24 protein-coding genes and 1 tRNA gene are annotated in these 25430 nt (G+C 61.3%); 19 read left to right on the top strand and 6 right to left on the bottom strand.

Annotated elements, in window-relative coordinates:
- Nucleotides 1-52: 52 nt before the first annotated feature.
- Nucleotides 53-1123, bottom strand: coding sequence for an S-methyl-5-thioribose-1-phosphate isomerase (gene mtnA, locus ACJO2E_RS04815; RefSeq protein ID WP_406962335.1), 1071 nt, complete (start codon nucleotides 1121-1123; stop codon nucleotides 53-55).
- A 148-nt stretch (nucleotides 1124-1271) separates the two neighbouring features.
- Here mtnA and ACJO2E_RS04810 point away from each other — a divergent pair, with 148 nt between their 5' ends.
- The 8 genes from ACJO2E_RS04810 (at nucleotide 1272) to rdgC (ending at nucleotide 7276) form a co-directional block, all read left to right on the top strand.
- A complete protein-coding gene (locus ACJO2E_RS04810; protein ID WP_406962333.1) occupies nucleotides 1272-2612 on the top strand; it encodes a TRZ/ATZ family hydrolase in 1341 nt (446 codons plus the stop codon).
- A gap of 50 nt (nucleotides 2613-2662) precedes the next feature.
- On the top strand, nucleotides 2663-3379 hold the full coding sequence (gene ubiG / locus ACJO2E_RS04805; protein WP_406962331.1) for a bifunctional 2-polyprenyl-6-hydroxyphenol methylase/3-demethylubiquinol 3-O-methyltransferase UbiG: 717 nt from the start codon (nucleotides 2663-2665) through the stop codon (nucleotides 3377-3379).
- Nucleotides 3380-3381: 2 nt separating this feature from the next.
- Nucleotides 3382-4053, top strand: a complete 672-nt coding sequence (locus ACJO2E_RS04800) for an HAD-IA family hydrolase (protein WP_406962330.1) — start codon at nucleotides 3382-3384, stop codon at nucleotides 4051-4053.
- A gap of 76 nt (nucleotides 4054-4129) precedes the next feature.
- Entirely contained in the window at nucleotides 4130-4882 is a 753-nt protein-coding gene (locus tag ACJO2E_RS04795) for a YciK family oxidoreductase (protein WP_406962384.1), read from the top strand.
- Nucleotides 4882-5151 (top strand): glutaredoxin family protein, encoded by a 270-nt coding sequence (locus tag ACJO2E_RS04790; protein WP_406962328.1) that lies wholly within the window; start codon nucleotides 4882-4884, stop codon nucleotides 5149-5151. Before ACJO2E_RS04795 ends, ACJO2E_RS04790 begins: the two co-directional genes overlap by 1 nt.
- Before the next feature lie 13 nt (nucleotides 5152-5164).
- A complete protein-coding gene (gene yaaA, locus ACJO2E_RS04785; RefSeq protein ID WP_406962326.1) occupies nucleotides 5165-5935 on the top strand; it encodes a peroxide stress protein YaaA in 771 nt (256 codons plus the stop codon).
- Between the two features lie 145 nt (nucleotides 5936-6080).
- Entirely contained in the window at nucleotides 6081-6281 is a 201-nt protein-coding gene (locus tag ACJO2E_RS04780; RefSeq protein WP_328184413.1) for a DUF2788 domain-containing protein, read from the top strand.
- Between the two features lie 65 nt (nucleotides 6282-6346).
- Nucleotides 6347-7276, top strand: coding sequence for a recombination-associated protein RdgC (gene rdgC, locus ACJO2E_RS04775; protein ID WP_406962324.1), 930 nt, complete (start codon nucleotides 6347-6349; stop codon nucleotides 7274-7276).
- Nucleotides 7277-7438: 162 nt separating this feature from the next.
- On the opposite strand, the gene ACJO2E_RS04770 is transcribed toward rdgC, so the two are convergent.
- Entirely contained in the window at nucleotides 7439-10183 is a 2745-nt protein-coding gene (locus ACJO2E_RS04770) for a bifunctional acetate--CoA ligase family protein/GNAT family N-acetyltransferase (protein WP_406962322.1), read from the bottom strand.
- A gap of 198 nt (nucleotides 10184-10381) precedes the next feature.
- On the opposite strand from ACJO2E_RS04770, the gene ACJO2E_RS04765 reads away from it, so the two are divergent.
- Nucleotides 10382-11311, top strand: coding sequence for a histone deacetylase family protein (locus tag ACJO2E_RS04765; RefSeq protein WP_406962320.1), 930 nt, complete (start codon nucleotides 10382-10384; stop codon nucleotides 11309-11311).
- Here ACJO2E_RS04765 and ACJO2E_RS04760 read toward each other — a convergent pair.
- Nucleotides 11308-12261 carry a flagellar protein MotY gene (locus ACJO2E_RS04760; protein WP_406962319.1) on the bottom strand — a complete coding sequence of 318 codons (954 nt, stop codon included), beginning with the start codon at nucleotides 12259-12261 and terminating at the stop codon, nucleotides 11308-11310. The genes ACJO2E_RS04765 and ACJO2E_RS04760 overlap by 4 nt on opposite strands.
- 135 nt (nucleotides 12262-12396) lie before the next feature.
- Between ACJO2E_RS04760 and pyrC the strand changes: the two genes are divergently transcribed.
- Together pyrC and rnt are read left to right on the top strand one after the other, a co-directional pair.
- Nucleotides 12397-13431 carry a dihydroorotase gene (pyrC, locus tag ACJO2E_RS04755; RefSeq protein ID WP_406962317.1) on the top strand — a complete coding sequence of 345 codons (1035 nt, stop codon included), beginning with the start codon at nucleotides 12397-12399 and terminating at the stop codon, nucleotides 13429-13431.
- A gap of 68 nt (nucleotides 13432-13499) precedes the next feature.
- Nucleotides 13500-14168, top strand: a complete 669-nt coding sequence (rnt, locus tag ACJO2E_RS04750; RefSeq protein ID WP_406962382.1) for a ribonuclease T — start codon at nucleotides 13500-13502, stop codon at nucleotides 14166-14168.
- Between the two features lie 39 nt (nucleotides 14169-14207).
- Here the strand turns inward: rnt and ACJO2E_RS04745 are convergent, their stop codons facing one another.
- Nucleotides 14208-16190 carry an SDR family oxidoreductase gene (locus ACJO2E_RS04745; protein WP_406962315.1) on the bottom strand — a complete coding sequence of 661 codons (1983 nt, stop codon included), beginning with the start codon at nucleotides 16188-16190 and terminating at the stop codon, nucleotides 14208-14210.
- Nucleotides 16191-16410: 220 nt separating this feature from the next.
- Between ACJO2E_RS04745 and ACJO2E_RS04740 the strand changes: the two genes are divergently transcribed.
- Nucleotides 16411-16707 (top strand): hypothetical protein, encoded by a 297-nt coding sequence (locus ACJO2E_RS04740; RefSeq protein WP_406962313.1) that lies wholly within the window; start codon nucleotides 16411-16413, stop codon nucleotides 16705-16707.
- 47 nt (nucleotides 16708-16754) lie between these two features.
- On the top strand, nucleotides 16755-19592 hold the full coding sequence (locus ACJO2E_RS04735; RefSeq protein WP_406962311.1) for an insulinase family protein: 2838 nt from the start codon (nucleotides 16755-16757) through the stop codon (nucleotides 19590-19592).
- Here ACJO2E_RS04735 and ACJO2E_RS04730 read toward each other — a convergent pair.
- Nucleotides 19571-20212 carry a TIGR04282 family arsenosugar biosynthesis glycosyltransferase gene (locus tag ACJO2E_RS04730; protein WP_406962309.1) on the bottom strand — a complete coding sequence of 214 codons (642 nt, stop codon included), beginning with the start codon at nucleotides 20210-20212 and terminating at the stop codon, nucleotides 19571-19573. The two genes, ACJO2E_RS04735 and ACJO2E_RS04730, sit on opposite strands and share 22 nt — an antisense overlap.
- Complete coding sequence (locus tag ACJO2E_RS04725; RefSeq protein ID WP_406962307.1) at nucleotides 20209-20943, bottom strand: TIGR04283 family arsenosugar biosynthesis glycosyltransferase; 735 nt, start codon at nucleotides 20941-20943, stop codon at nucleotides 20209-20211. The genes ACJO2E_RS04730 and ACJO2E_RS04725 overlap by 4 nt, the downstream gene beginning before the upstream one ends.
- Nucleotides 20944-21046: 103 nt before the next feature.
- Between ACJO2E_RS04725 and ACJO2E_RS04720 the strand changes: the two genes are divergently transcribed.
- The 6 genes from ACJO2E_RS04720 to ACJO2E_RS04695 all read left to right on the top strand — a co-directional run bounded on the left by ACJO2E_RS04720 (nucleotide 21047) and on the right by ACJO2E_RS04695 (nucleotide 25355).
- Nucleotides 21047-21123: transfer RNA gene (locus tag ACJO2E_RS04720), tRNA-Arg, on the top strand.
- 300 nt (nucleotides 21124-21423) lie between these two features.
- Complete coding sequence (locus ACJO2E_RS04715; protein WP_406962305.1) at nucleotides 21424-21678, top strand: hypothetical protein; 255 nt, start codon at nucleotides 21424-21426, stop codon at nucleotides 21676-21678.
- A gap of 17 nt (nucleotides 21679-21695) precedes the next feature.
- Nucleotides 21696-21914, top strand: coding sequence for a hypothetical protein (locus tag ACJO2E_RS04710; RefSeq protein ID WP_406962303.1), 219 nt, complete (start codon nucleotides 21696-21698; stop codon nucleotides 21912-21914).
- A 682-nt stretch (nucleotides 21915-22596) separates the two neighbouring features.
- The gene (locus ACJO2E_RS04705; protein ID WP_406962301.1) at nucleotides 22597-23868 is read left to right on the top strand and encodes a hypothetical protein; all 1272 of its coding nucleotides are present in this window, start codon (nucleotides 22597-22599) and stop codon (nucleotides 23866-23868) included.
- A gap of 42 nt (nucleotides 23869-23910) precedes the next feature.
- Nucleotides 23911-24192 carry a hypothetical protein gene (locus ACJO2E_RS04700; RefSeq protein WP_406962299.1) on the top strand — a complete coding sequence of 94 codons (282 nt, stop codon included), beginning with the start codon at nucleotides 23911-23913 and terminating at the stop codon, nucleotides 24190-24192.
- Nucleotides 24193-24209: 17 nt separating this feature from the next.
- A complete protein-coding gene (locus ACJO2E_RS04695) occupies nucleotides 24210-25355 on the top strand; it encodes a hypothetical protein (protein WP_406962297.1) in 1146 nt (381 codons plus the stop codon).
- Nucleotides 25356-25430: the final 75 nt, after the last annotated feature.

Here is a 25430-nt window from a genome sequence, read left to right as displayed (position 1 = left end):
CCGGCTTTTTTATGCCACAGCAGCGGTCCAACTGGGATTCAGAGATTCACTACTAGCCAAACAACCCGTGCATGCCGGTCATTTCCGGCGTGTGGACAACGCCCCGCTCGGTCACAATAAGATCAATCAGATCCGCTGGTGTCACATCGAACACCGGATTGAATGCAGTCGTGTTCTCCGGAGCGACCCGAACACCGCCGAGCTGGCAGATCTCGTCTCCGTCGCGCTCCTCAATGGGAATATCCCGGCCACTTTCCAGTGACATGTCCACCGTGCTCGAGGGGGCAACCACCATAAACCGGACCTTGTGATGCCGCGCCAGTACGGCCAGACCATAGGTGCCGATCTTGTTGGCCACGTCACCATTGGCGGCGATACGATCGGCACCAACAATCACCCATTTCACATCGCCCCTGGCCATGATGGCCGCCGCGGCGCCGTCCGCATTGAGAGTGACCGGAATACCGTCCCGGGCCAGCTCCCACGCCGTCAACCGCGCCCCCTGCAGCCAGGGTCTGGTTTCATCGGCATAGACCCGTTTCAGCAGGTGCTCGCTGTGCAGTTTCCTTACCACCCCTAGGGCGGTGCCGTAACCGCCGGTGGCCAGGGCCCCGGTATTGCAATGGGTCAGCACCGAGCAGGGCTTTTCCAGTTTCATGGCATCCAATGCCAGATCGGCCATGGCCACATTGGCGGCCAGGTCTTCCCGGTGAATCGTCACGGCCGCATCCGCCAGCCGTGATACCGCGTCCGTGCGGGACTGGCACTGCTCCAGCACACCACCCATCCGCGCCAGGGCCCAGAACAGATTCACCGCCGTGGGCCTGGAGGCCGCCAACTGATCGATGGCGGTACGCACTTCCCGCTTCCAGGTTTTGTTGTTCGCTCCACGTGCGGCCAATGCCACGCCATAGGCCGCACTGATACCGATCGCCGGAGCCCCGCGCACTGCCATGTCGCGGATAGCCTGGGCCACACCCGCGGCCCCCTCAATGGTCAGCCAGTGCTCCTCGACCGGCAGCCGACGCTGGTCCAGGAGCTGAAGCGCGTGGCCCAGCCAGCGGATCGCCACGGTGTCGGGGTCTGCTTTCTGGTGATCCACACCGGGGGACTGTCTGGTCATCGTTGACTCCTTGGCTGGCTGCGTTTTGACTCGACCGTTATACTCTGCCCTTCAAGACAAACCAAGACCCGGGGAGTTTCCGGAAACGTTTCCGAACCCGGGACGGTATTCAGATAACCCCGCATCACTGGAGTGACAGGCCCGATCCATGACCGCCGACACCATCATTGCCGCCGATATCCGCATCAATGCCCGCTGGCTTATACCGGTTGAACCCATGGGCGAAGTGCTGGAGCACCAGGCAGTCATGGTACTGGGCGACCGGATCGAAGCCATCGTCCCCCAGGCGGACGCCGACCACGCCTACCGGGCCCGGGAGGTCATCGACCTGCCCCACCACGTGGTCATGCCGGGGCTGATCAACATGCATGGGCACGCGGCCATGTCCCTGTTCCGGGGACTGGCAGACGACCTGCCGCTCATGACCTGGCTCAACGAACATATCTGGCCCGCCGAAGGGAAGTTTGTCAGCGACCGGTTCATCGCCGACGGCACGCAATTGGCGATGGCGGAAATGCTGCGCACCGGCACCACCTGTTTCTCGGATATGTACTTCTTCCCGGAGGTGGCCGCCCAGATGGCCCGGGATGCGGGCATGCGGGCACAGATCTGCTTCCCGCTGATGGAGATGCCCACGCCCTGGGGCAGTGGTCCGGCGGAGTACCTGGAGAAAGGCTCGGCCCTGCTGGACGAATGGAAGGATGACCCCTGGGTGCGCATCGGCATCGGCCCCCATGCACCCTACACCGTCGCGGACAGCACCCTCACCAGTGCGCTGGCGTTGCAACAGGACACCGGTGCCGCCATCCAGATCCACCTGCACGAAACCGCTTTCGAAGTGGAAGAGGCGTTCCGCCAGAACGGCCAGCGACCGGTGGCTCGCCTGCGGGATCTGGGCATCCTGAACGGCAATACCCAGTGCGTTCACATGACCACCCTGAATGAACAGGACCTGGCCACGGTGGCGGAAACCGGCGTGCATATCGTCCATTGCCCGGAGTCCAACCTCAAACTGGCCAGCGGTTTCTGCCCGGTGCATACCCTCCAGCAGGGGGGCAGCAACGTCACCGTCGGCACTGACGGCGCCGCCAGCAACAACGACCTGGACCTGTTCGGTGAACTGTCCACCGCCGCCATGCTGGCCAAGGCGGTTTCCGGCAATGCCGCCGCCCTGGGCGCACACCAGGCCCTGGCCATGGCCACCATCAACGGCGCCCGCGCCCTGGGGCGGGACCATGAAATCGGTTCTCTGAAGGCGGGCAAACAGGCGGACCTGATCGCGGTGGACCTGAGCGATCCGTTCCTGCAGCCGGTCTATGATCCGGCATCCCATCTTGCCTACAGCAACCACGGCCGCCAGGTAAGCCATAGCTGGATTGCCGGCGTACCCCAGTTACAGGACGGCCGTCTGACCCGTATCGACGTGCCGGACCTGATGCTGCGGGTGCAGGAATGGCATAATCGCATCGCATCCGCAGACAAGCACTGATCCTGTCGGCGCCCTGCCCGGTGCCGGCTTCACTTTCCAGGCCCATGACCATGAACAGACCCAACGTAGACCAGGACGAAATCGCCAAGTTCGAGGCCCTTGCCAGCCGCTGGTGGGACCCGACCAGCGAGTTCCGTCCCTTGCACGACATCAATCCATTGCGGCTCAACTACATCGACGAGCGCACACCACTGGCGGAGCGCCGGGTCGTGGATGTGGGCTGCGGCGGCGGCCTGCTGTCCGAAGGCATGGCCCGCCGGGGTGCCAACGTCACCGGCATCGACATGGGCGAGGCACCGCTGGCCGTGGCACGCCTCCATGGCCTGGAATCCGGGGTCCAGGTGGACTACCGGCAGATCACGGTGGAGGAACTGGCCGCCGACCCGGAGCATGAAGGGCAGTACGATATTGTCACCTGCCTGGAGATGCTGGAGCACGTCCCGGAGCCGGCCTCGGTGATCCACGCCTGCGCCCGCCTGCTCAAGCCCGGCGGTGACCTCTACGTGTCCACCATCAACCGCAACCCCAAGTCGTTCCTTTTTGCCATTGTGGGCGCGGAATACCTGTTGCGGATGCTGCCCAAGGGCACCCACGAGTGGAACAGATTCATCCGGCCGTCGGAAATGTCCGGGCATCTGCGCCAGGCCGGTCTTGAAATCCGCGACCTGACCGGCATGACCTACAACCCGGTGACCAAGGTGTACAAGCTGGGCCGGGATGTGGACGTCAATTACCTGATGCACGCCCGCAAGCCCGCGGAGGCCTGACCATGCCCAGGCCCCTGCCGAAACCACCGTCCACGGTGCTGTTCGACCTGGACGGCACGCTGATCGATACCGCCCCGGATTTCATCCGTGTCCTCAACAACCTGAGGCAGGAAAATGAACTGGCCCCCCTGCCTGCGGATGGCATCCGCCCCCATGTGTCCGATGGTGCCCGCGCCATGATCCGGCTGGGCTTCGGGCTGGAACCCGAAGACCCGGAATACCGGGACCGTCACGCCCGGTTCCTGGACCTCTACGAGGCGGGTATCTGCGAGGAAACCGAGCTGTTTGCCGGCATGGACCGGCTGCTGACCGCCCTTGAGGATGCCGGCGTGCCCTGGGGCATCGTCACCAACAAGCCGGTGCGATTCGCGGCGCCACTACTGTCGGCGCTGGCCCTGGACAATCGCTGTGGTGCCCTGATCTGCCCGGACCACGTCAGTAACCGAAAACCCGACCCCGAAGGCCTGCATATGGCCTGCCGGCAGATGGGAGCCGATCCGGATCGCGGTATCTACGTAGGCGATCATGCCCGGGATATCGAAGCCGGACGCAACGCCGGTATGGTCACGGTTGCCGTGCGCTATGGCTATATTGTCAATCCCGACGAGGTTGATCTCTGGCAAGCGGACCATACCGTGGATACCGTCGATGAGCTGGTAAAGCTGTTACAATAACGCCTGCCGGCGCACGCTGGCTTTCGAATCATCCAGGACACCGAGCAGGAGCATGCCGCCTATGTCGGACAACCCCATGCACAGCTACCAGGCCCCGGAAGGCCTGCTGAAGGATCGCATCATCATGGTCACCGGAGCGGGTGACGGCATCGGCCGGGTGGCCGCCAGGACCTACGCCGCCCACGGTGCCACCGTGATCCTGCTGGGGCGCACGATTTCCAAGCTGGAGTCCGTCTACGACGAGATCGAGGCCGCCGGCCATCCCCAGCCCGCGATCGTACCGCTCAACCTGGAAGGCGCGGCAGTCAAGGACTACGAGGAAATGGCCATGACCATCGAGGACAACTTCGGTCGCCTTGACGGTCTGCTCCATAATGCCGGCATCCTCGGCAGCCGCAGCCCCATCGAACTCTACGATCCGGAAACCTGGAACAAGGTGCTGCACGTCAATACCACCGCACCGTTCCTGTTGACCCGGGCCCTTATCCCGCTGTTGCGGCTGTCTGACGACGCCTCGGTCATCTTCACCTCCTCCGGGGTGGGCCGTAAGGCCAAGGCCTACTGGGGAGCCTACGCGGTCTCCAAGTTCGCCCTGGAAGGGCTCAGCCAGATGCTGGCCGATGAGCTGGACGACGACCGCCACAATGTCCGCGTCAACAGCCTGAACCCCGGGGCCACCCGCACCAACATGCGTGCCCATGCCTACCCGGCGGAAGACCCCATGGGCAATCCGACACCAGAAGACCTGATGCCCAGCTACCTCTACCTGATGGGACCGGACAGCAAGGGCGTTAATGGTCAGCAACTGGATGCCCAGGTGAAGAAGTAATGCAACTGACGTTCTTCACCACCAGCCAGTGCCATTTATGCGAGCTGGCGGAAAACCTGCTGGTACACACACCGATGCCGGAACCGATTCCAGTGGAAGCGGTGGATATTGCCTCTTCCGAGGAGCTGGTGGAGCGCTACGGTACCCGCATACCGGTGCTGCGCCGGGAGGACACCGGGGCCGAGCTGGGCTGGCCCTTTACCCGAGACGACCTGCTGGATTTTCTGGGCCCGTCATCGAAGACGACGTCATCAGGCCAACTGCATTGAGGATTTTGCTGTCATGCTAATGGTTGTATCCCCTGCCAAGAACCTGGACTACGAAAGCCCGCTGCCTACAGATAAGTACACCCAGCCGATGTTCCTGGACGATGCCTGTGAACTGATTGACCAGCTCAAGGAGCTGGAACCCCATCAGGTCAGCAACCTGATGGGCATCAGCGACAAGCTGGGCCAGCTTAACGCCGAGCGCTACCGGCAGTGGTATACGCCGTTCACCCCGGAGAATGCCCGCCCGGCCGTATTGGCCTTCAATGGCGATGTCTACACCGGACTGGCAGCCCAAGACTTCAGTGACAGTGAGTTCGAGGTGGCCCAGAAGCGCCTGCGTATCCTGTCCGGGCTCTACGGCATCCTGCGCCCTCTGGACCTGATGCAGCCCTACCGGCTGGAGATGGGCACCAGGTTTGAGAACAAACGGGGCAAGGATCTCTACGAGTTCTGGGGCGACACCATTACCGATGCCCTGAACCGGGAGCTGGAGGCGGACGATGGTGTACTGGTGAACCTGGCGTCCAACGAATACTTCAAGAGCGTGCGAAAGAAGCAACTCAAGGCCCGACTCATCACGCCGCAATTCAAGGACTGGAAAAACGGGCAGTATAAGATGATCAGTTTCTACGCCAAGAAGGCCCGAGGCCTGATGGCCCGTTACGCCATCACCAATGGCATCACCCAGGCCGATGACCTGAAAGGCTTCGACCTGGCCGGCTATCGTTTCAGCGAGGAGCAATCCTCCCGCGATAACTGGACATTCCTGCGCGACGAGCAATAACCCCGGGAGCCCACCGAGCCAGCCCCCCGGGCCTGCTCCGGAACTCCTCCAACAACAACGCCGCCGTTCCGCACCCTACCCGTCCCTGGCCATTCGCCAGGGCTACGGGCATGACTTGTTGAACTGAACTCCAACGGAGCGTTGCATGAACGAAGCACTCTTCTCTGAACTCGCCCTCTACGTCTGCCTGACCGCACTGATTGTCTGGATGGGCTTTATCGTGTGGGACCTGGCAAAGAAGTCGAAGGCGGGCCGTTTTGGTACCATTGCGCTCTTTACCGTGCTGGGCGCCGGCGTGCTGGGCTTTATCATCAAGACCGTTCTGGTCGAGGTGATGCAGATCTGACCCCTGGCCGCTACCCCGCCCGACATCCCCGACAACCCTGAAAAACAACGCAAGGATCCGACTCCATGTGGTTTCGCAATGCCCGCGTATTCCGATTTACCAAGCCGTTTGATATCACCCCGGAAGAACTGGAAGAAAAACTGGCCGCAGACGCCTTCAAACCCTGTGGTCCCCAGGAAACAACCCGCCACGGCTGGGTTTCACCCCTGGGCAAGAACAGCGAGATGCTGGTACACAGCGCTGGTGGCTATCACCTGGTGGCCCTGCGCAAGGAGGAAAAGCTGTTGCCCGGTCCTGTGGTGAAGGAACTGGTGGAGGAGAAGGCGGAAGCCATCGAGCAAGAGCAGGGTCGCAAGCTCCGCAAGAAGGAGAAGGATGAGCTGAAGGAAGAGGTAATGCTGGAGATGCTGCCCCGCGCTTTCTCCCGCAATCGCCGCGGCTACGCCTACCTGGCCCCGGCCGATGGTGTGCTGGTGGTGGATGCTGGCTCAGCCAAGCAGGCGGAGGATCTGGCATCGGCCCTGCGCCAGAGCCTGGGCTCTCTGCCGGTTCGCCCGCCGGCCCTGGAGCAGGCGCCTGCGTTCACCTTTACCGGCTGGCTGAATGAGTCCATTGATCTGCCCGGCTCCATTGAGTTGGGTACGGAGTGTGAGCTGAAGGATCCGTCGGAAGATGGCGGCGTGGTTCGCTGCAAGGGGCTGGATCTGCGGGCTGATGAGATCCAGAACCATCTGGAGACGGGCATGCAGGTGACGAAGCTGTCCCTGACCTGGGATGAGAATGTGTCGTTCGTGCTGGATGAGGAGTTTGGTATTCGCCGGCTGAAGTTTGGTGAGACTCTGCAGGAAAAGCTGGACGAGGTAGATTCCGATGACTCCGCGGCCAAGTTTGATGCGGCTTTTTCGCTGATGACTCTGGAGCTGGCCCGGTTGATTCCCGGGTTGCTGGAGGCCCTTGGGGGCGAAGACCGTTCTGCCATTGTTGAACAGGAATAGCTTTTAGCTTCGGGGACTGGGCGTAGGCAGGTAGCTTGTTCCGGGACCTTCAAAAACAGGGACGTTTTTGAAGAGCCTCCAGGGATGGATTCACGGCGTGTCCCGAAAAGGCCTGTCCGCCCGCGCACCAGCACCCAAAGTGGCATCAAAGCAAAGTAAGAATCAGTGGTGAGCCTTAGCCAACCGCTCCCGCTGCCAGTCCTTCTCAGGCTCATTCAGCACCAACCGCAAATCCATCACTTCCTCTTCCCGGTTGTACTGGATCTGGAAACCCAGGTGCTCGGCAAGTTGCAGCATCGGGCGGTTCTCCGGTAGCACATTGCCCACCATCTCCATGGTGCCCCGGGACCGGCAATAGTCGATCATCTTCTGCATCAGGGCCACACCCAACCCCTCGCCCTTCATCTTGTCGTGCACCATCACCGCAAACTCGCAGCGCAGGTTGTCCGCATCCGTCCAGACCCGGACCGTGCCCAGGGTTTCCTCCCCTTCCCCGTCTTCCCTCGGGGCGTTGGCAATGAACACCATCTCCCGGTCATAGTCGATCTGCACCATCTGGGCCACGTCTTCCCGGGAGAAGTGCTTGCGGAACTGGAAGAACCGATAGCGGATGGACTCCGGCGACTGGAGTTCGTGGAAGGCCCGGTGGGCCGGCTCGTCCTCGGCCAGGACCGGGCGGATGATGACCCGGCGGCCGGATTTGGGCAGAACCACCCATTCCTCCAGTTCCCGGGGATAGGGCTGGATGATCGGCTTACCCGGTTTGTCCGCCAGGTCGATGGCCACGTCCACCGCCATGATGCGATTGCTGTCGAACAGCAGCGGCGAGATCTCCAGGCCCCGGATTTCCGGCAGGTCGATAACGATCTGCGACAGGGTGATCAGTACCTCGCAGATGGCGCGGATATCCCGTTCCGGCTGGGTGCTGAATTCCTCCAGCAGCCGGAACATGTAGGTTCGCCGCAGTACCTCCCGCGCCAGCACCATGTTCAGGGGCGGCAGGGCAATCTGGCGGTCAGTCATCACGTTGATCTGGGCGCCAGCGGCACCACACACCACCAGCGGGCCGAACAGCGGGTCCCGGGTTATGCCGACGCTGAAGGCAATGCCGTCGATGTGGGTATAGGACCGCTGCACCGCAAAACCCAGGAATCCGCTGTCCGGGAAGTACTTCTGGTAGTCCTCCATCAACTGCCGGCAGGCGTCGATGATGTCGTCCTCGTTGGTCAGGCTGTGCACCGTTGACCGGTAGCGGCCCTGGCCTGATTGGTATTCCATGAACGGGTGGCAGGCACGCTGGTGCATCAGGGTGACGTCGATGGGGCGACGTTCGACGGCGAAGGCCTCGACGACTTCCTCCACATCGTCGCAATACACCGTGGGCACCGTGTTGATGCCGTAGTCATTGAGGATGTCCCTGGCTTCCCGGTTGGCCAGGTGGTTGCGGCCCTGTCGCCGGGCGTTGACGATGATCCGACGGGTGTTGGCATGGTCGGCGAAGTGGTCGGTGAAGGACTCCGGGGTTTCCTGCAACAGCCGTTGCACACGCTGGTGGTTCACGTGCTGCATGAAGGCCATGACCGCCTTTTCCGGCGAGAAGAACGACGGCACGCCGGCCCGGTAGAACTCGTCCCGGGCATCCATCACCGTGCTCTGGCCCAGCCAGCAGGTGAATACATTCAGCCGCGTACCCTTGACCGCCTGCACCACGGCATCGGCAATCTGCAGGCTGTCCTCGGTCAGACTGGGGGAATACATGATCAGTACGTTATGGACCTCAGGATCCTTGGCCAGGATCCGGATCGCCTTGGCGTACAGGTCCGGTGAGGCATCGTAGTTCAGGTCGATGGGGTTCTTGCGGGTCCAGTATGGCGGCAGGATTTTCGCCAGGGCGTCGATGGACTGGTCAGACAAGGTGCCAAGCTCTCCCCCCAGGGCCGCCAGCCGGTCCACCGCCAGTACGCCGGGCCCCACCCCGTTGGCCATGATGGCCAGGGACTCCCGCTTCAGGGGGCGCATGCGGGAGAGGGTTTCCAGGGCGTCGAACATCTGCCCCAGGCCATCCACCCGCAGTACACCGGCCCGTTGCAGCATGGCGTCGTAGATAGGATCGGCCCGGTGCAGGCCAGCGGGCAACTCATGGCGAATCCACTCGGATTCCGGCACCCGGCCGCTCTTCACGGCAATCACCGGCTTGGTACGGGCGGCCACCCGTACCGCCGACATGAACCGCCGGGGGTTGGGGATGTTCTCGATATGCAGCAGGATAGCGCGGGTCTGGGAGTCCTGGGCCAGGTAATCGATCAGGTCGTCGTGATCGATGTCCATGGAATCGCCCAGGGTCAGGAAGTAGGAGAAGCCCACGCCCCGGGCAAAGGCCCAGTCGATCACCGAGCTGGCCACGCTGCCCGACTGTCCCACGAACGCCACCTTGCCCGGCAGGGCGCCCATGTGGGCGTAGGTGGCATTCAGGCTACGGGCCGGCACCATGAGGCCAATGGTGTTGGGCCCCAGTACACGGATACCCGTCTCCCGGGCCGCATCCCCCACGGAATACATCAGCGGCTGACCGGTCTGGGAGTGGGCCCGGGACATACCACCGGTCATCACCATGGCGGTGCGGACTCCGGCCTTGCCCAATCGTCGCACCACCTTGGGCACCGTGTCCGGCGGCGTACAGACGATGGCCAGTTCCGGGCTGAAGTCCATCTTCGACACCCCCGACACGCAGGGCACCCCGTGCACCGACTCATAGCCGTTCTGATTGATCACCAGCATACGGCCCGGATAGCCACCGCCCAGCAGGTTGCGAAGCACCATGCCCCCCAGGTTATCGGCACGCTCCGAGGCGCCGACCACCACGATTGACGACGGGTTGAACAGGCTTTCCAGGTAACGGGTGCCCAAAATGCAATCTCCTTCGACCATTCATGTCATGGGTATTGCCTATCTTAGGCCCTGCATCCTTGATGTAAAACGAATTCCTCATCCGGATTCGTACGACCAAAGAAACACAGCGAAGGTCAACGATCCCTGTTACCATTGCTTTAACAACTCCAAGTTTTAACAACACCAAGTCCAGCGCCGTCAGGACCCTATCGATACATGACTACCGCGTTTTTCTCACATGACGACTGCGCCAAACACAACATGGGCGCAGAGCATCCGGAATGCCCGGAGCGCCTCAGCCGCATCATCAGTTACCTGGAGGATACGGGCCTGGACCAGGAGCTGGACTGGGTCCGGCCCGATGAGGCCACCCGTGACCAGTTGATGATGGTGCACCCCGAGAAATACCTGCACCAGCTGGACCTGATGCAGCCCACCAAGGGGCGGGTCTTCACCGACCCGGATACCGCGCTGATGCCCGATACCCTGCGGGCTGCACGGCTGGCGGCAGGGGCAAATATCGAGGCGGTGGATATGGTGCTCAGCAGTCAGGTGACCAACGCCTTTGTCTGCGCCCGACCGCCAGGACACCACGCCGAGCGCGCCAAGTCCATGGGTTTCTGCTTCTACAACAACATCGCCCTGGCGGCCATGCGGGCGCTGACGTTCCACCACCTGGAACGGGTGGCGATCGTGGATTTCGACGTCCACCAGGGCAATGGCACCGTGGATATCGTGCAGGGGGACAATCGCATCCTGATGTGCTCCAGCTTCCAGCACCCCTTCTACCCCCACTCCCATGTCTACCGGCTGCCTGAGAATATCGTCAACGTACCGGTTCCCGCCGGATGCGGAGGTCAGGAGTACCGGGATCTGGTAAAGGACGGCTGGCTAAAACGGCTGGAGGCGTTCGAGCCGCAACTGATCCTGGTGTCCGCCGGCTTCGACGGCCACCGTATGGACCCAATGGCAGAAATGAACCTGGAAACCGGGGACTACCTCTGGCTGACGGAGATGCTGACCGGACTGGCCAGTGAGTACGCCAACGACCGGCTGATCTCCACCCTGGAGGGAGGCTACCACCTCAGGGCGCTGGCCGAGAGTGTTGGTGCCCACGTCGGCGAACTGGTGCGCGCAGGGCGCTAGCCGCTGGCCCCACCAAAGGCATCGCTGTCCGCCCGCTGCACGCCCTGGCTGTCCCCTTCCCGCTCCAGGCGGATATTGGTTCGCCGGTTATCCGCCGGATTGCCCGAAACCGGGTACTGGTCCGCGTGGGAGCGGATCACGATCAGGTCTTCGGGCACCCCGACTTCAATCAGGTAATCCGCCACCACCTGGGCCCGCTCCTCGGACAACGCACGGTTCTGGATACGGCTACCCATACTGTCGGAATGGCCATCCACAAACATCCGCGTGATGGCGGGGTCCGCCGCCACATAGGTGGCGATATTCCGCAGCAATTGCCGGTCCCGGTCCGACAGCGAGGTACTGCCAGAACCGAAGGGAATGCGGGAGCGCTGGATCTGGTCGTAGTTGACCGGCAGCAGCCCCGTCACGCAGCGCCGGTAGCCGTCGAATTCCGAACGGAAGTTGATGTTGGACAGCCGGACACGCACCGGGTCACCCTGGTAGCGGGCCTGGCGGGTGACGGTGGGCGCCATACCGGACAGGAGCCCCTCCATCATGGCCATGGCTTCCCGCTGGCCCACTTCCACCACCTTGCGGTCGTCGCTGACATCGACATAGCCCAGGCGCTGCGTGGGCTCTCCCGGACGCCAGGACGGCGCCTCCACCACCAGCAGGCCACGCCCCGGCCGCATCAGCGGCAGATCCGCCTCCAGGTAGAAGCCCAGATCCTCGCCGGCCCGGTGACTGAACACCGCGCGACCGTAACCGGGCACGTCATGGGTCAGGGTACAGTCGAACACGGATTCGGTCAGGTACCATTCGCTGTTCTCCAGCCCGGCGCCAAAGCTGCGGGCGCCGACGGGCAGGCTGGCCGCCAGTCCCCCGGCCACAAGCAGGGCCAGCAGGGTCTTGCGGCCCCGCAACCTGTTGTTTCCTGGTGTGTCTGTTGAACAATCGTGTCTGACCATGGCCGTTTCCGGAGATCTGATAAAGGTGCACCTGCAAAGGCTATCGGCGGCCACCGCGGATTCTTTAGCCCTGACCTTCTGGTATACTCGCGGCGTTTTCCAGAAGGCAACCCTGATACCGGAGACCCAGGCCCCATGACCGATCAGATCACCATCACCCGACCGGACGACTGGCACCTGCACGTACGGGATGGCGATGTGCTGGCGGATGTGGTGCCTGCCACCGCCCAGCGGTTCGCCCGGGCCATTATCATGCCCAACCTGGTACCGCCGGTGACCACGGCAGAGCAGGCACTGGCCTACCGGGACCGCATCCTGGCCGCCCGGGGTGACCATACCGGTTTCGAGCCCTTGATGACCCTGTATCTGACCGGTACTACGACCCCGGACCAGATTCGTGAAGCCTATAAGGCCGGCATTCCGGCGGCCAAGCTGTACCCGGCTGGCGCCACCACCAACTCGGCTTCCGGCGTCCGGGATATCAAGGAAATTGACGACGTACTGGCCACCATGGCCGAGTGCGGCATGCTGTTGCTGGTCCACGGCGAGGTCACCCACGACCATGTGGACATCTTCGACCGGGAGAAGGCCTTTATCGACCAGGTGCTGGCCCCGGTGATGGAACGCCACCCGTCACTGCGGGTGGTCCTGGAACACATCACCACCGGTGATGCCGCCGAATTTGTGAAACAGCACGATGGCGACCGGCTGGCGGCCACCATCACGCCCCAGCACCTGATGTATAACCGTAACCACCTGCTGGTAGGCGGCATCCGCCCGCACCTGTACTGCCTGCCCGTGCTCAAGCGCAACGTGCATCAGCAGGCCTTGCGGGATGCCGTGGTCAGCGGTGACCGTCGATTCTTCCTGGGCACCGATTCCGCGCCCCATGATCTGGGCAAGAAGGAAACCGCCTGCGGCTGTGCCGGGTGCTACTCTGCCTTTGCCGCCATCGAACTGTATGCGGAGATATTCGAGGACCTGGGCGTACTGGACAAGCTGGAAGCCTTTGCGAGCTTCAACGGCCCGGATTTCTACCGTCTGCCCCGTAACACCGACACCATCACCCTGAAGCGGGAGCCCTGGACCGTACCGGAACGACTCCCCCTGGCCGATGGTGCCATTGTTCCCCTGCGGGCCGGCGAAACCCTGCGCTGGCGCCTGGCCTGATTTCAGCCTTTACCCAATCCCGATCTGGAGATGTTGTGACTGACGAAGCCACTGTGAAAGCCCACCCCATGTCCCAACGCTTCCGGGGCTTCCTGCCCGTTGTGGTGGATGTGGAAACCGGCGGCTTCAATGCCCGCACCGATGCCCTGCTGGAGGTGGCGGCGGTGCTGATCACCATGGACGAGGACGGCTGGCTGCAGCGGGGCGAGACCATTGCTCGGCACGTCAAACCCTTCGCGGGTGCCAACCTGGAACAGTCCGCACTGGATTTCACCGGCATCGACCCCTGGGCCGAAGACCGGGACGCGGAGGACGAAAAGGAAGCCCTGCGGGCGGTGTTCAATCCCATCCGCAAGGCGGTGAAGGAGCATGACTGCAAGCGAGCGGTGCTGGTGGGCCACAACGCCACCTTCGACCACAACTTCGTGTTTGCGGCGGCGGAACGGGCGGACATCAAGCGCAATCCCTTCCACCCCTTCTCCACCTTCGACACCGCCACCCTGGCGGGCCTGGCCTACGGCCACACGGTGCTGGCGGAAGCCTGCAAACGGGCCGGGCTGGAGTTCAGCAACAAGGAAGCCCACTCCGCCGCCTATGACGCGGAGAAAACCGCCGACCTGTTCTGTGGCATCGTCAACCGCTGGAAGGCCCTGGGCGGCTTTCCATTGCCGGAAACCGAAGCCCCGGAAACATCCAGGGTGGAACAGCCCGATACCGAGAAGTCAGCCAGCGACTGATCGCCGGCTGCCCTCCAGATCGGCGCTCCCGACCGGCGTCTACCAGTGGATACCCCGCATCAGCGCGGCAAACGCAATCTGCTCGGAGGTCACCCTGGGCTGGTCACCACGCTTGCCGGACGCCGCCGGTGAATCCGGGAACATGCGGTAGCCGGTGTTCATGACGATTTCCCCCAGTTTCGGCGCCACCGCATGGGTAACCTGGGCAAAGACGCCCAGCCGGGTGGCAATGCGTTTGGGCCGTTGGATGATGGCTTCGGTCACCATGTCCGCCGCCTCTTCCGGGGTCAGCGTGGGAACCGAGTCGTAGATCCTGGTGGGCGCGATCATCGGTGTCTTCACCAATGGCATGTTAATGGTGGTGAAGGTGACATTGCGGTCCGACCACTCCGCCGCCGCGCAACGACTGAAGGCATCCAGCGCCGACTTGGAGGCCACATAGGCGGAGAACCGGGGCGCATTGGTCAGGGTACCAATGGACGAGATGTTCACCACATGGCCGCGCTTACGTTTCAGCATCCCCGGCGCAAACCCCATGATCAGGCGGACGGCGCCAAAGTAGTTCAGTTGCATGGTGCGCTCGAAATCGTGGAACCGGTCAAAGGACAGCGCCAGTGACCGGCGGATGGAGCGACCGGCATTGTTGATCAGCACATCCACCACGCCATGGTCCTCCAGCACCTGCGTCACGAAGCCATCACAGGCTTCCATATCCGAGAAGTCACACTGGTAGGCATGGACCTCGGCACCCCGGTCGCGCAGGGACGCCGCCACTTCCTTCAGCCGCTCCGGCTTGCGGGCGCCAATCACCAGTATCGCTCCGGCATCCGCCAGTCGTTGCGCCGTGGACAGCCCGATACCCGAGGTTGCCCCCGTGATCACACACACCTTGCCTTCCACCGCGCCCCGCAGGCTGCGGTCCCGGAACAGGTCCGGGTCCATGTTCCGTTCCCAGTAGTCCCACAGCACCGTGGCGTAGTCCGTCAGGCGGGGCACCTCGATCCCGCTGCCCCTGAGGACCCGTTCGGATTCCCGGTCGTCAAAGCGGGTCGGGTAGTTGATGAACGACAGCACGGATTCCGGAATGCCCAGGTCCTCCAGCACCGCCGAAGTCAGGCGCTTTACCGGTGGCAGGTTCTTCAGGGACTGGCGGATGAACGGCGGCACGAACCCGAACATCCGTGAGTCCACCCGCATGGCCATGCGCGGTGCATGACCGGCCTCGCAGAACAGGTTGAGGATCTCCCCCACCTTGTAGGGTTCCGGGTCCACCAGGTGGAAACACAGGCCGTCCTCTCCCGGCTGATGGGCAATATGGTCCAGGGCGTCCACCACGTAGTCCACCGGCACGATATTGAGCCGGCCACCCTCCACGCCAATGGTGGGCACCCATTCCGGCAGGGTACGGCGCACCTTCTGGATCATCTTGAAGAAGTAATAGGGGCCGTCCACCTTGTCCATCTCGCCGGTGCGGGAATGCCCCACCACCATGCCCGGACGGTAGATGCGGAACGGCAGCTGGCATTCCTGCCGTACCACGCCCTCGGATTCGTGCTTGCTGCTCAGGTAGGGGTGGTCCAGGTTCGTGGCCTCGTCGAACATGTCCTCCCGGAAGGTGCCCTTGAACAGCCCCGCCGCGGCAATGGAGGACACGTGGTGGAAACAGCCTGCCTCCAGGGCGCTGGCGGCCTCCAGGGCATGCCGCGTGCCCTCCACATTGGCCTGCTGCTGGGTAGCCTCGTCCGAGGCCATGTCATAGACCGCCGCCAGGTGGAAGAAGTGGTCTACCTTGCCCGCCAGAGCCTTGCGGGTCTTGGCGTCCAGCCCCAGGCCAGGCTTGCCCAGGTCCCCGACCACCGCGTGCACCCGGTCGGAGGCCGGTCCCCAGCGCTCGCGCAGCGCTTCCAGTTTGTCGAGGGATTCCTTTCGCACCAGCAGGTGAACGTCGCCGCCCCTGGCCAGCAGTTTCTCCACCAGAAAACGGCCGATAAAGCCGGTACCACCGGTCAGAAAATAGTTCATGATGGTTGCGTCCTTGGGTTGTTTTTGTCGTTCGAATACCTACTCATACTGTATGCCATCCCGCTGATTCCTCAAACGGAAATGGCATCGACTTTGATCCACCACCGGGAAGATAGACGCCGGCACCCCATGCATGCCGGGGAACCAGATGTCATAATTCGTGTCCCAATGCATTGACGTTGCTGCCCACACGCGACTGATCCAACCAGGAGACCCTTGAATGCCCAGCCAGGACAACGCTGACCGTTACATTTCCATTGCACGTGCCTGCCTGCGGGCCATCAATGATACCGCCACCGACAGCGGCAGCCGTGAGGAGAAGATCCAGGCGGTCTATCAGGCCATTGACGAAGCCTTCCAGGCGGAGTTCGCCGAGCAGCGGGAAGCCATTGCCGTGATGGCATCGGTGCTCGAACGTATCGCCTCCGGTGACCTGGACAACCAGGACGCCGCCACCCTGGCCCGCATCACCCTGGACCAGCACCCGAATGCGGCCAGCCAGGGCCGTGTCCATTAAGCCGTCGACCACCCCCAACACCTAATTCCCGGTAAAGGATGTACTGAATGAGGATAATGCCCGTCGCCACGATGAGCCTTGCCCGCTCCACCGCCCTGTTCGCCCTGCTGTGGATGGCCACCCTGGCCCAGGCAGCCATCGAGCCGGTGAAAAGCCCGGCGGATACCAACGAGTACCGTTACCTGAGCCTGGACAACGGCCTGGAGGTCTTGCTGATCTCCGACCCGGACGCGGACAAGGCGGCGGCCTCCCTCAATGTGGCCGTGGGCAGCGGCAATGACCCGGAGGACCGCGCCGGGTTGTCCCACTTCCTGGAACACATGCTGTTCCTGGGCACCGAGAAGTACCCCAACCCCGGGGAGTACCAGCAGTTCATCAGCAGCCATGGCGGCAGCCACAACGCCTTCACCGCCTTCCAGGACACCAACTATTTCTTTGATATCCAGCCCGACCACCTGGAACCGGCCCTGGACAGATTTGCCCAGCAGTTCTCCGCGCCGCTGTTCACGGCGGAACTGGTGGACCGGGAGCGCAACGCAGTGCACTCGGAATACAGCGCCTCCCTCAAGGACGACGGCCGCCGCTACTACTCGGTCCGCAAGGCCATCAGCAACCCGGAACACCCCTTCAGCCAGTTCTCCGTGGGCAACCTGGAGACGTTGGACAATTCCGGTGAGCGACCACTGCGGGACGACCTGATCGAGTTCTGGAAGGACCAGTACTCCGCCAACCTGATGACCCTGGCGGTCTACGGCCCCCAGTCCCTGGACGAACTGGAGGCCATGGTGCGCCCCCGTTTCCGCGCCATCGAGAACCGCAACCTTGCGGAGAAGGTATACCCCCAGCCGCTGTTCGCCCCGGACACGCTGCCGGCGAAACTCCAGGTGCAGACCATCAAGGATATCCGCCGGCTTCGGTTGATCTTCCCCATCCCGTCCCAGCAGGAACACTACCGGACCAAGCCGCTCCACTACGTCGCCAGCCTGTTGGGGCATGAAGGCCCCGGTAGCCTGCTGGACGTGCTCAAGCGTCGCGGCTGGGTTGAGAGCCTGTCCGCCGGCGGCGGTACGGATACCGGTGAGGAGTCCAGCCTGGAGCTGACCATGGCCCTGACCGACGAAGGCATGGAACACCAGGATGAGATCGTTGCCCTCACCTTCGACTATATCGAACTGGTCCGCACCCAGGGCATTGACCGCTTCCGGTTCGAGGAGGACCGGCAGCTCTCCGAGATCGACTTCCGCTACCAGCAGCGGCCGGACCCGGTTCACCTGGCCATGCGGCTTTCCATGCAGATGCAGGAAGTGGCCCCGGAGGATGTGCTGCAGGCCCCGTGGATAATGGCCGACTATGTACCGGATCAGTACCGCGACCTGCTCGGCCACCTGACCCCGGACAACCTGCTGATCGTGGTTCAGAGCAACCAGGCGCTGCCCGGCGACGCCAGCCGCACCCGGTGGTACGACACCCCCTACCAGCTTGACTCCGGTATCCAGGTGCCCGCTGGCGGCGACCAGGTGGCACAACTATCCGCCCAACTGGCACTGCCAAACGAGAACCCGTTTATCCCTGAGGACCTGTCCATGGTGGACGGTGAATCCATGGAACAGCCGGAAAAACTGGCTACCCTGGAGGATCTGGAGGTCTGGTACGCCCGGGATACCCGCTTCGGCCGCCCGGAAGCCAACATCTTCCTCAGCCTGCGATCGCCCCTGACCACGGCCTCTCCCAGGGGGCAGGTGCTGACCAGCCTGCTGGCGGAAACCGTCTCCGTCCAGCTCAATCCCTGGGCCTATCCCGCCCAGGTGGCCGGGCTGGACTACCGGGTGTATCCACACCTCCGCGGACTGACGGTCCGGGCCGGGGGCTACCACGACCGACTGCCGACACTGATGAACCGGATCATGGCCACCCTGTCCGACCCGGAGATTACCGACCAGCGTTTCCGCATCGCCCGGAAACAGTTGATGGACGACCTGCGCAACAGCCTCCAGGACAAGCCCGTGGCTCAGGCCGCCGGCTTCGTCCAGGATGCCCTGGTCCAGGGAGCCTGGACCAGCCAGGAGAAACTGTCGGCGGTCGAATCGCTGACCGTGGACGACCTGCGGGAGTTCGCCCAGGCATTCACCGCCCATCTGGACGCCGTCATGCTGGTCCATGGTAACGCCACCCCGGCGTTCACACTGAATACCGCCCAGCAGGCCAACGCCGTGCTGTTACACGATTCGCAACCGGCCATCGTCAACCGCAGCGCGGTACGGGACCTTCCCGCCGGAGAGACGGCCGTTACCTTGCCGGTGCCCCATCCGGACACCGGCTATGTACGCTACAACCAGGGCAGCAGCACCGGGTTTGACGAGCGGGCCCGCTACCGGTTGCTGACCCAGGTGATCAGCAGCCCGTTCTATGAGGAAATTCGCACCAACCGGCAACTGGGCTATGTGGTCTACGCAACACCGTTCGAGATGCTGGAAACGCCCGCCATCGGGCTGGTGGTGCAATCACCGGACGCCAGTGCCGATACCATTGATGAAGCCGTGCAGGCATTTGCCGATAGTTTCCGCAAACAGATCGAAGACATGCCGGAGGACGCCCTGGAGCGGGAGCGGCAGGCCGTCATCAGCAACCTGATGGAACAGGACCGCCGCCTGACGGATGTGTCCCAACGCTACTGGCGGGAAATCGACCGGCAGGCCACGGACTTCGATACCCGGGAAAGACTCTCCACCGCCGTTGAGCAGGTTACCAGGGCCGAACTGCTGGAAACCTTCGATGCCGTCCTGGAGGAACGGGATGCCAGCCTGCTGGTCACCACCAGCGCCGATGCGGAAGCCTCGGACGACGTCCTCCGCACCCTCCGGGATCAGCCACCGGTCGGCGACTGACCGAATTCGGACAGGAAACGGGCCCAGTCCTCGGGCTCGTCCACATCCCAGCGCGGGGCCAGGATTGCGACACTGAGCCCCGCGTTGCGTACGGCAGCAATACTCTCCTCCAGGGCTGTCTCGCTGCCCCAGGCCACCTCCCGCAACATATCCGCCGTGGTGCGACAGGCGCCAATCAGCACATAGCCGCCATCATCCGATGGGCCAAAGACCACATCCGCGTCCTCCAGGGCCGCGATGGCCTGTTCCACGTAATCCGCATCCACGGAGGGGCAATCGCTGCCCACCACAATGGCCCTGTCGGCCTCCTGCAGGCCTCGCGACAGCGCCTGGGTCATCCGCTCGCCCAGGTCCCGCCCCTGCTGGATCAACTGCCCGACACCGTAGCCGGCCACCGCATTCAGGATGGGCCCCGCCCCGGCCGGGGGTTCTTCCAGGTCGCTGTCCCAGGCCAGCGCCAGTGGGTAGCCGCACCGCCGCAACTGCTCCAGCACCGTCAGGGTCAGGGTGACGTGGGCGTGCAGGGCGCCCTCATCCCCCAGGGTCACGGCCAGGCGGGTTTTCACCCTGCCCTTGTGTGGCCATTTGGCAAACTGGAACAACTGCACCGTCGGGCTCATGGTGAATCCGCCTTATGGGTTATCGGGTTGGTGGAGCGCCGGACATCCGACCGGTACTGACGGGCCAGATCCGCCGGATCGGCACCCCGCCAGTACCGCCAGCGCAGGCGCCACATGAGGAAAATCGTACGCCAGGGGCCGTGGCGCTCCCAGCGACGACTGTCGGTGACCACGGGTGGACGAATACAGAAAGGCGGGGACATTCGCCGGAGTCGACGGCACAGCTCCACATCCTCCATCAGGGGGATGGGCGGATAGCCCCCCAGATCCTCGAACACCGTGCGGTGGACGAAAATGCCCTGGTCACCGGTGGCAATACCCGTAATGCGGGACCGGGCGTTCATCATAAAGGCAATGACCCGGAACAACGGGCGACGCCCGCTCAGGCGCACATCAAAACGCCCCCATGGCCGATCATTGGCCGCAAAATCCGCCAGCAGCCGGTCCGCGCCATCCGGCAGTTCCGTATCCGCGTGGAGAAACAACAACACCTGCCCCCGCGCTATCGCCGCCCCCCGGTTCATCTGCACCGCCCGCCCCGCACTGGATGTCACCACCCGGTCACACCGGGGCGTCGCCAGGGCCACGGTATCGTCGACACTGCCACCATCCACCACAATCACCTCGGCACCAGCCGCACGCAGGGGCAAAAGCCGCTCTAGGGCAGATACAATGGAGACGGATTCGTTCAGGACGGGAATAACAACGCTGACAACAGGCGACCGGGACACTAGGTGCTCCGAGGCAGAAAAAGTGAATGACACCACCGGATTCGGACACCCACCTTGAGAGATAGGCATCACCCCGTTATTATACCGGCCTTTCCAGCGAAAGGCCCCCGTAGCTCATCTGGATAGAGCGTCCCCCTCCTAAGGGGAAGGTAGCAGGTTCGAGTCCTGCCGGGGGCACCACCCCATGTTATAAATCAATAACTTACCAGCCAAAATTGCGTACACCCACCATCCTACCCACCAACCCAGAAACGATCAAAATTTAGTCAATCTGGTTAGATCGATAAAGCCGACTATTCTACACCACCTCACGCCTTTTCCCCGGAAAACCATCGTAACCATCTGTATTTGCCGCCGATACAGGGCATAACTGTCGTCCAAAATCTATTTGCTTGCTAGAGCGACGAAATAGGGTAACGTCGAAATAGGCCTCCAATAAGGGCTTACGCAACCAGATTGACAATAGAGGACAGAGAAACCATGAAGTATCTCATCGACCAGATCACCGACTTACTCAGACAAGCCAACGCACTGGCTGAGACTCTCGACAACTTCAAGTCGAGTGAAGCCGAGGTAAAAGTAGGCTGTGCAGACGGCACGGAGATCGTCATCGGCTACAACCTACAGAACTATAGTGATGGAACAACAGGTGGCGGATCCAACTCACGGGTATCCCCGCCGCCCGTTAGTGCAGCTGATCAGCTGGGCGATATCAAAAAGAACGTATGGTTTTAACCCAGAGGAACTGACTGATGGAATTCATGACTCAAGCGCAAAAACTCGCCACCGCTCTCGCCCGCCAGTTTGGTGGCTGCGAGGAAATGCACTTCACCGTCCAGATGCGACGAGGCGAGGACTGGATCACCCTGGACATGTACCGGAATGCAGAAGAGCCGCACCGGTTTTACACGACTCTCGACCTGGACACTGGCTCGCACATCCAGCTGGATCCATCCACGACGATTCACTGACTGCCCCACCGTCGTCCGCTCCCCAGTGGCTGGCTAGCTCTAGGGGGCCGGACGAGCACTTACCTCACCCCCACTCCCGGGTAAACCTCAATGACGCAACCACCATTACCCACCTGCAAGCGTTTCTGGCACCAGCAACCATAGAGAACCATTGGATCCAACGCCTGCGCTGCAGTTCGCCCTGGACCTATAATTAGTCCCGCTGCTTGGCCGGTTGGTCCCGGTTTTCCAAGAAGTCATCACTGCAACCCTCGGAATCGAAGTATTCATCCCAACTCCCGCTCAAGCGTCTGGAGCACCCATTTACTGAACCCTCTGGATGAACCCCCTGCGGGAGTGTCGCTGCCGGTTCTTCCGAGTGCGATGGCTCTTCATTCACGCCGTTTAATAAAACCTGCCCAGTGAATTTTTTCTTAGCCATGGTGCCCTCCCACGGTTTAGCGACAACTACTGCCATAGCGGCCAGTCTAGCAGCTCTCAAATTCTGACAGCTACCAAGAACGGCTCGACTCATTTGGCTTGTTGGAAATTAACCAGACAACCGCACAACGCAGACTAAGCACTTAAATTATTTTTTGGCTGCCAATTACACTTTCTCCTTGCAATGCGACCAAACTCATCCTACTATCCATTTATGTTACTGGCAGCCAATTACACTTACTGATCCAGATAAGGGAATGACATGGAAAACCTGACTCTAGAACGCCTTCGCCAAGTGGCCCAGGACTTTGTGTTTAACGAGGTCTCTGACCTTCTTAGTATCACCCTTGGTGACGATCGAAAGGTACTCGCCCTGGATCTTGACCACCATGAAACTAAGGACTTAAGCGGAAATCGCCGAAAAGCATTTCACATTGAGCAAATTCTTGAGAATTGCTTTCAGTTTGCAGTTGAGCGGCGACAAGGGGGGGATGATGAGGCCGACCAGCAAATGCTTCGATCACTGGCTAACTTCGATGCCGGGGAATTGGTGGTCGACTCTACGCTCAAAGAACGCCAGACAGTGCTTGGAGAGCTTCTCGAACTCCACGAGGCTGTCATGGCATTCGAGTATGGCGATGACGACGATGCTTTAACCAGGGAACAGATCGCCCTTTTGAGTGGGCTGGCGGTCGAAACTGTACGCCTAGCAGCCTTCGCCGAAGGTGAGGACAAGCTCCCGCAAGAGCGTCCGGGAGTAGCCCGTAAAGCCGATGTCCAGCGCTGGCTGCTTCACAAAGGCAAGTACCGTGAATTCAAATGGCGGCCTCCCTTCGTTCTGAAACCAGACGCCCCCTCACCTTCTGCTCGGGAATTGGCTGAAACCATCCATCACCAAGCTCTGAGACAGCTGGATAAAACCAGCGAGGTGTACTCGATCCTGTCGCCAGAACATCGGCCTGGCTTCGAGGCCTACCTGAAAGCCAAGGCGTTTGACCCCGAAAACCTCCAATGGGTAACCCCCGATAACGCTGAAACCTTGGGCATTGCTTTGATGATCGACCCATGCTGGCTGTTCGAAAGCCTGGACTTCTGGGCATCAGAAGCCAGACGCCGACACATGGTTGGCCAGCTCGCGGAACAAATGGCTCGCAAGTCACCGCCAAAAGCCCCCTCTGGCGTAGTCGCAGATAAAGAGACTCTGAGGGAAGTTCTGACAAACCACCCTTCGATTGAGAAGCACCCTGCCCAGCGCAAGCCCAATACAAAAATTGACGGCTATCGGGTCATTGGAGGGATTGCGTTCGCTCACCAGCATGCAGGGAAAACTCAATTTCTTTGGGTTCCGGATGAGATCGCCGTGCGAGACCCCTCGATCGTCAAACACTATCCGGCAGTAGGCTCTGGTGAGCCAACCACCCGCCACAGTGGCCTGGCGAAATTTCCCGAACTCGGTCGGGCTGGAATCAAAAAGATCAAAGTCAAAGACAGTGACTCGTTCAACGAGATACTGAACCTCTTGGTGGCTCGGTAACACCGGGGTTTGCACTCACTACGGTCAGGGAGCGGCATTAACATGACAAACGTGAACTACGAACTTACGGAACATGGACACAAACGCGCTGCCCAGCGAGCCATCTCAGACATCGTGCTTGATGTGCTGTTGGAATGTGGCGAAATGGAAGAGCAAAAAGGCGGGACTTCGTTGGTTGAGCTCGACCGACGGCAGCGAAAAGCACTTATCAGATCCCTGAAACGGCTACTCCGGGCACTAACAAATGATGCCCCACCGTTTGCCGTAATGGGAGAGAGTGGCCGCGTCATTACGGTTGGCCATAAATACAAACAACAACACTAAGAATGGAGCAAAACGCCATGGAAAACACCAACCTCAATTCTCTGGCACAAGTTGAAATCAACGGAGCAGATCTCCCGAAGGAACTGCTTCTATCCGAAAACGGACGGTACGCGACCTACTACGCCCCTTTCGAGTTCGTCAATGAATCAGCCAAGGTGGTTATCTGCGGGATCACTCCGGGCATCCAGCAAGCCACTATTGCCATTAAAGCGGCTCAAGAAGGGCTTGAGCAGGGTCTACCAGCCGATGAAGCGCTCAAACAAGCCAAACACTCCGCCAGCTTTGCCGGTGCAATGAGGCGCAACCTGGCTGAAATGATGGATTTTATTGGACTACAGCATTGGCTGGGCGTTGATAGTTGCAGGGACCTCTTCCAAACCCGCCAAGGCTTGGTGCATTTCACATCCGCGTTGAGGAATCCGGTTCTCGACCAAGGTCAGAATTTTTCCGGCGGCAGAGCCATGATCTCAAACAGCTACCTTTGGGATCAAATCCACACCGGGCTGGTGGCAGAAATAAGATCGCTGCCCGACGACTGCGTGTTTATTCCTCTCGGCCAGGGCGTCGATGCCGTATTCGAGAAACTTGCCAGTGAAGGGGTTATCGAACGAAATCGTGTGCTTTCCGGACTACCTCATGCTTCCGGGGCAAATGCGGAGCGGATTACCTACTTTTGCCAGCGTAAGGAGCGGGACCAACTATCGGACAAGACCAATGCTGATAAACTCGATGCTGCTCGCGAGGGACTCTTTAACCAAATAGCCCTTCTCTGCGGCAAGCAGAGCGTTCTCGCCAGCCAAAAGCTCGAAACTGCACAAGCCACTGTGCAGACACCAGAGGCGCGTCTAGCCGTAGCGAGCGATGAGTTAGCAGCAACAAGTCATGGTGAGGTCAAACGGATCTATGCCATCGGCAAGGTAAAAGGCGAACCCGCGCTTTTCACCGCAAAGCACGACCGTTCAGGACGCTATGTGCTGAATCGGAAAAATTCATCAACGACAACCGGAAACACGACAAACCGGGCTGAGAATAAAGTATATGCTGCAACGCTTCGGGAAGCCGCTGCGCTGCTTGAGACCGGTGAGTATTTGATCAATTTGGTAACAGATGGTGGAATTCGAGCACTACGTAGCCACAAAGCTGTAACTATTGAGCTCGCCTGACATGATTCACGCCACGCCTATTGGTTCAAGCGAGAAATACAGCCCATCCTTCGGAACCCATTGCGCAAGGATGGG

It is taken from the genome of Marinobacter shunpengi, assembly GCF_045449695.1.
Classification (GTDB): Bacteria; Pseudomonadota; Gammaproteobacteria; order Pseudomonadales; family Oleiphilaceae; genus Marinobacter.
Note: the sequence above shows the minus strand (reverse complement) of the source record. Positions and strands in the feature narration are given on the sequence as shown.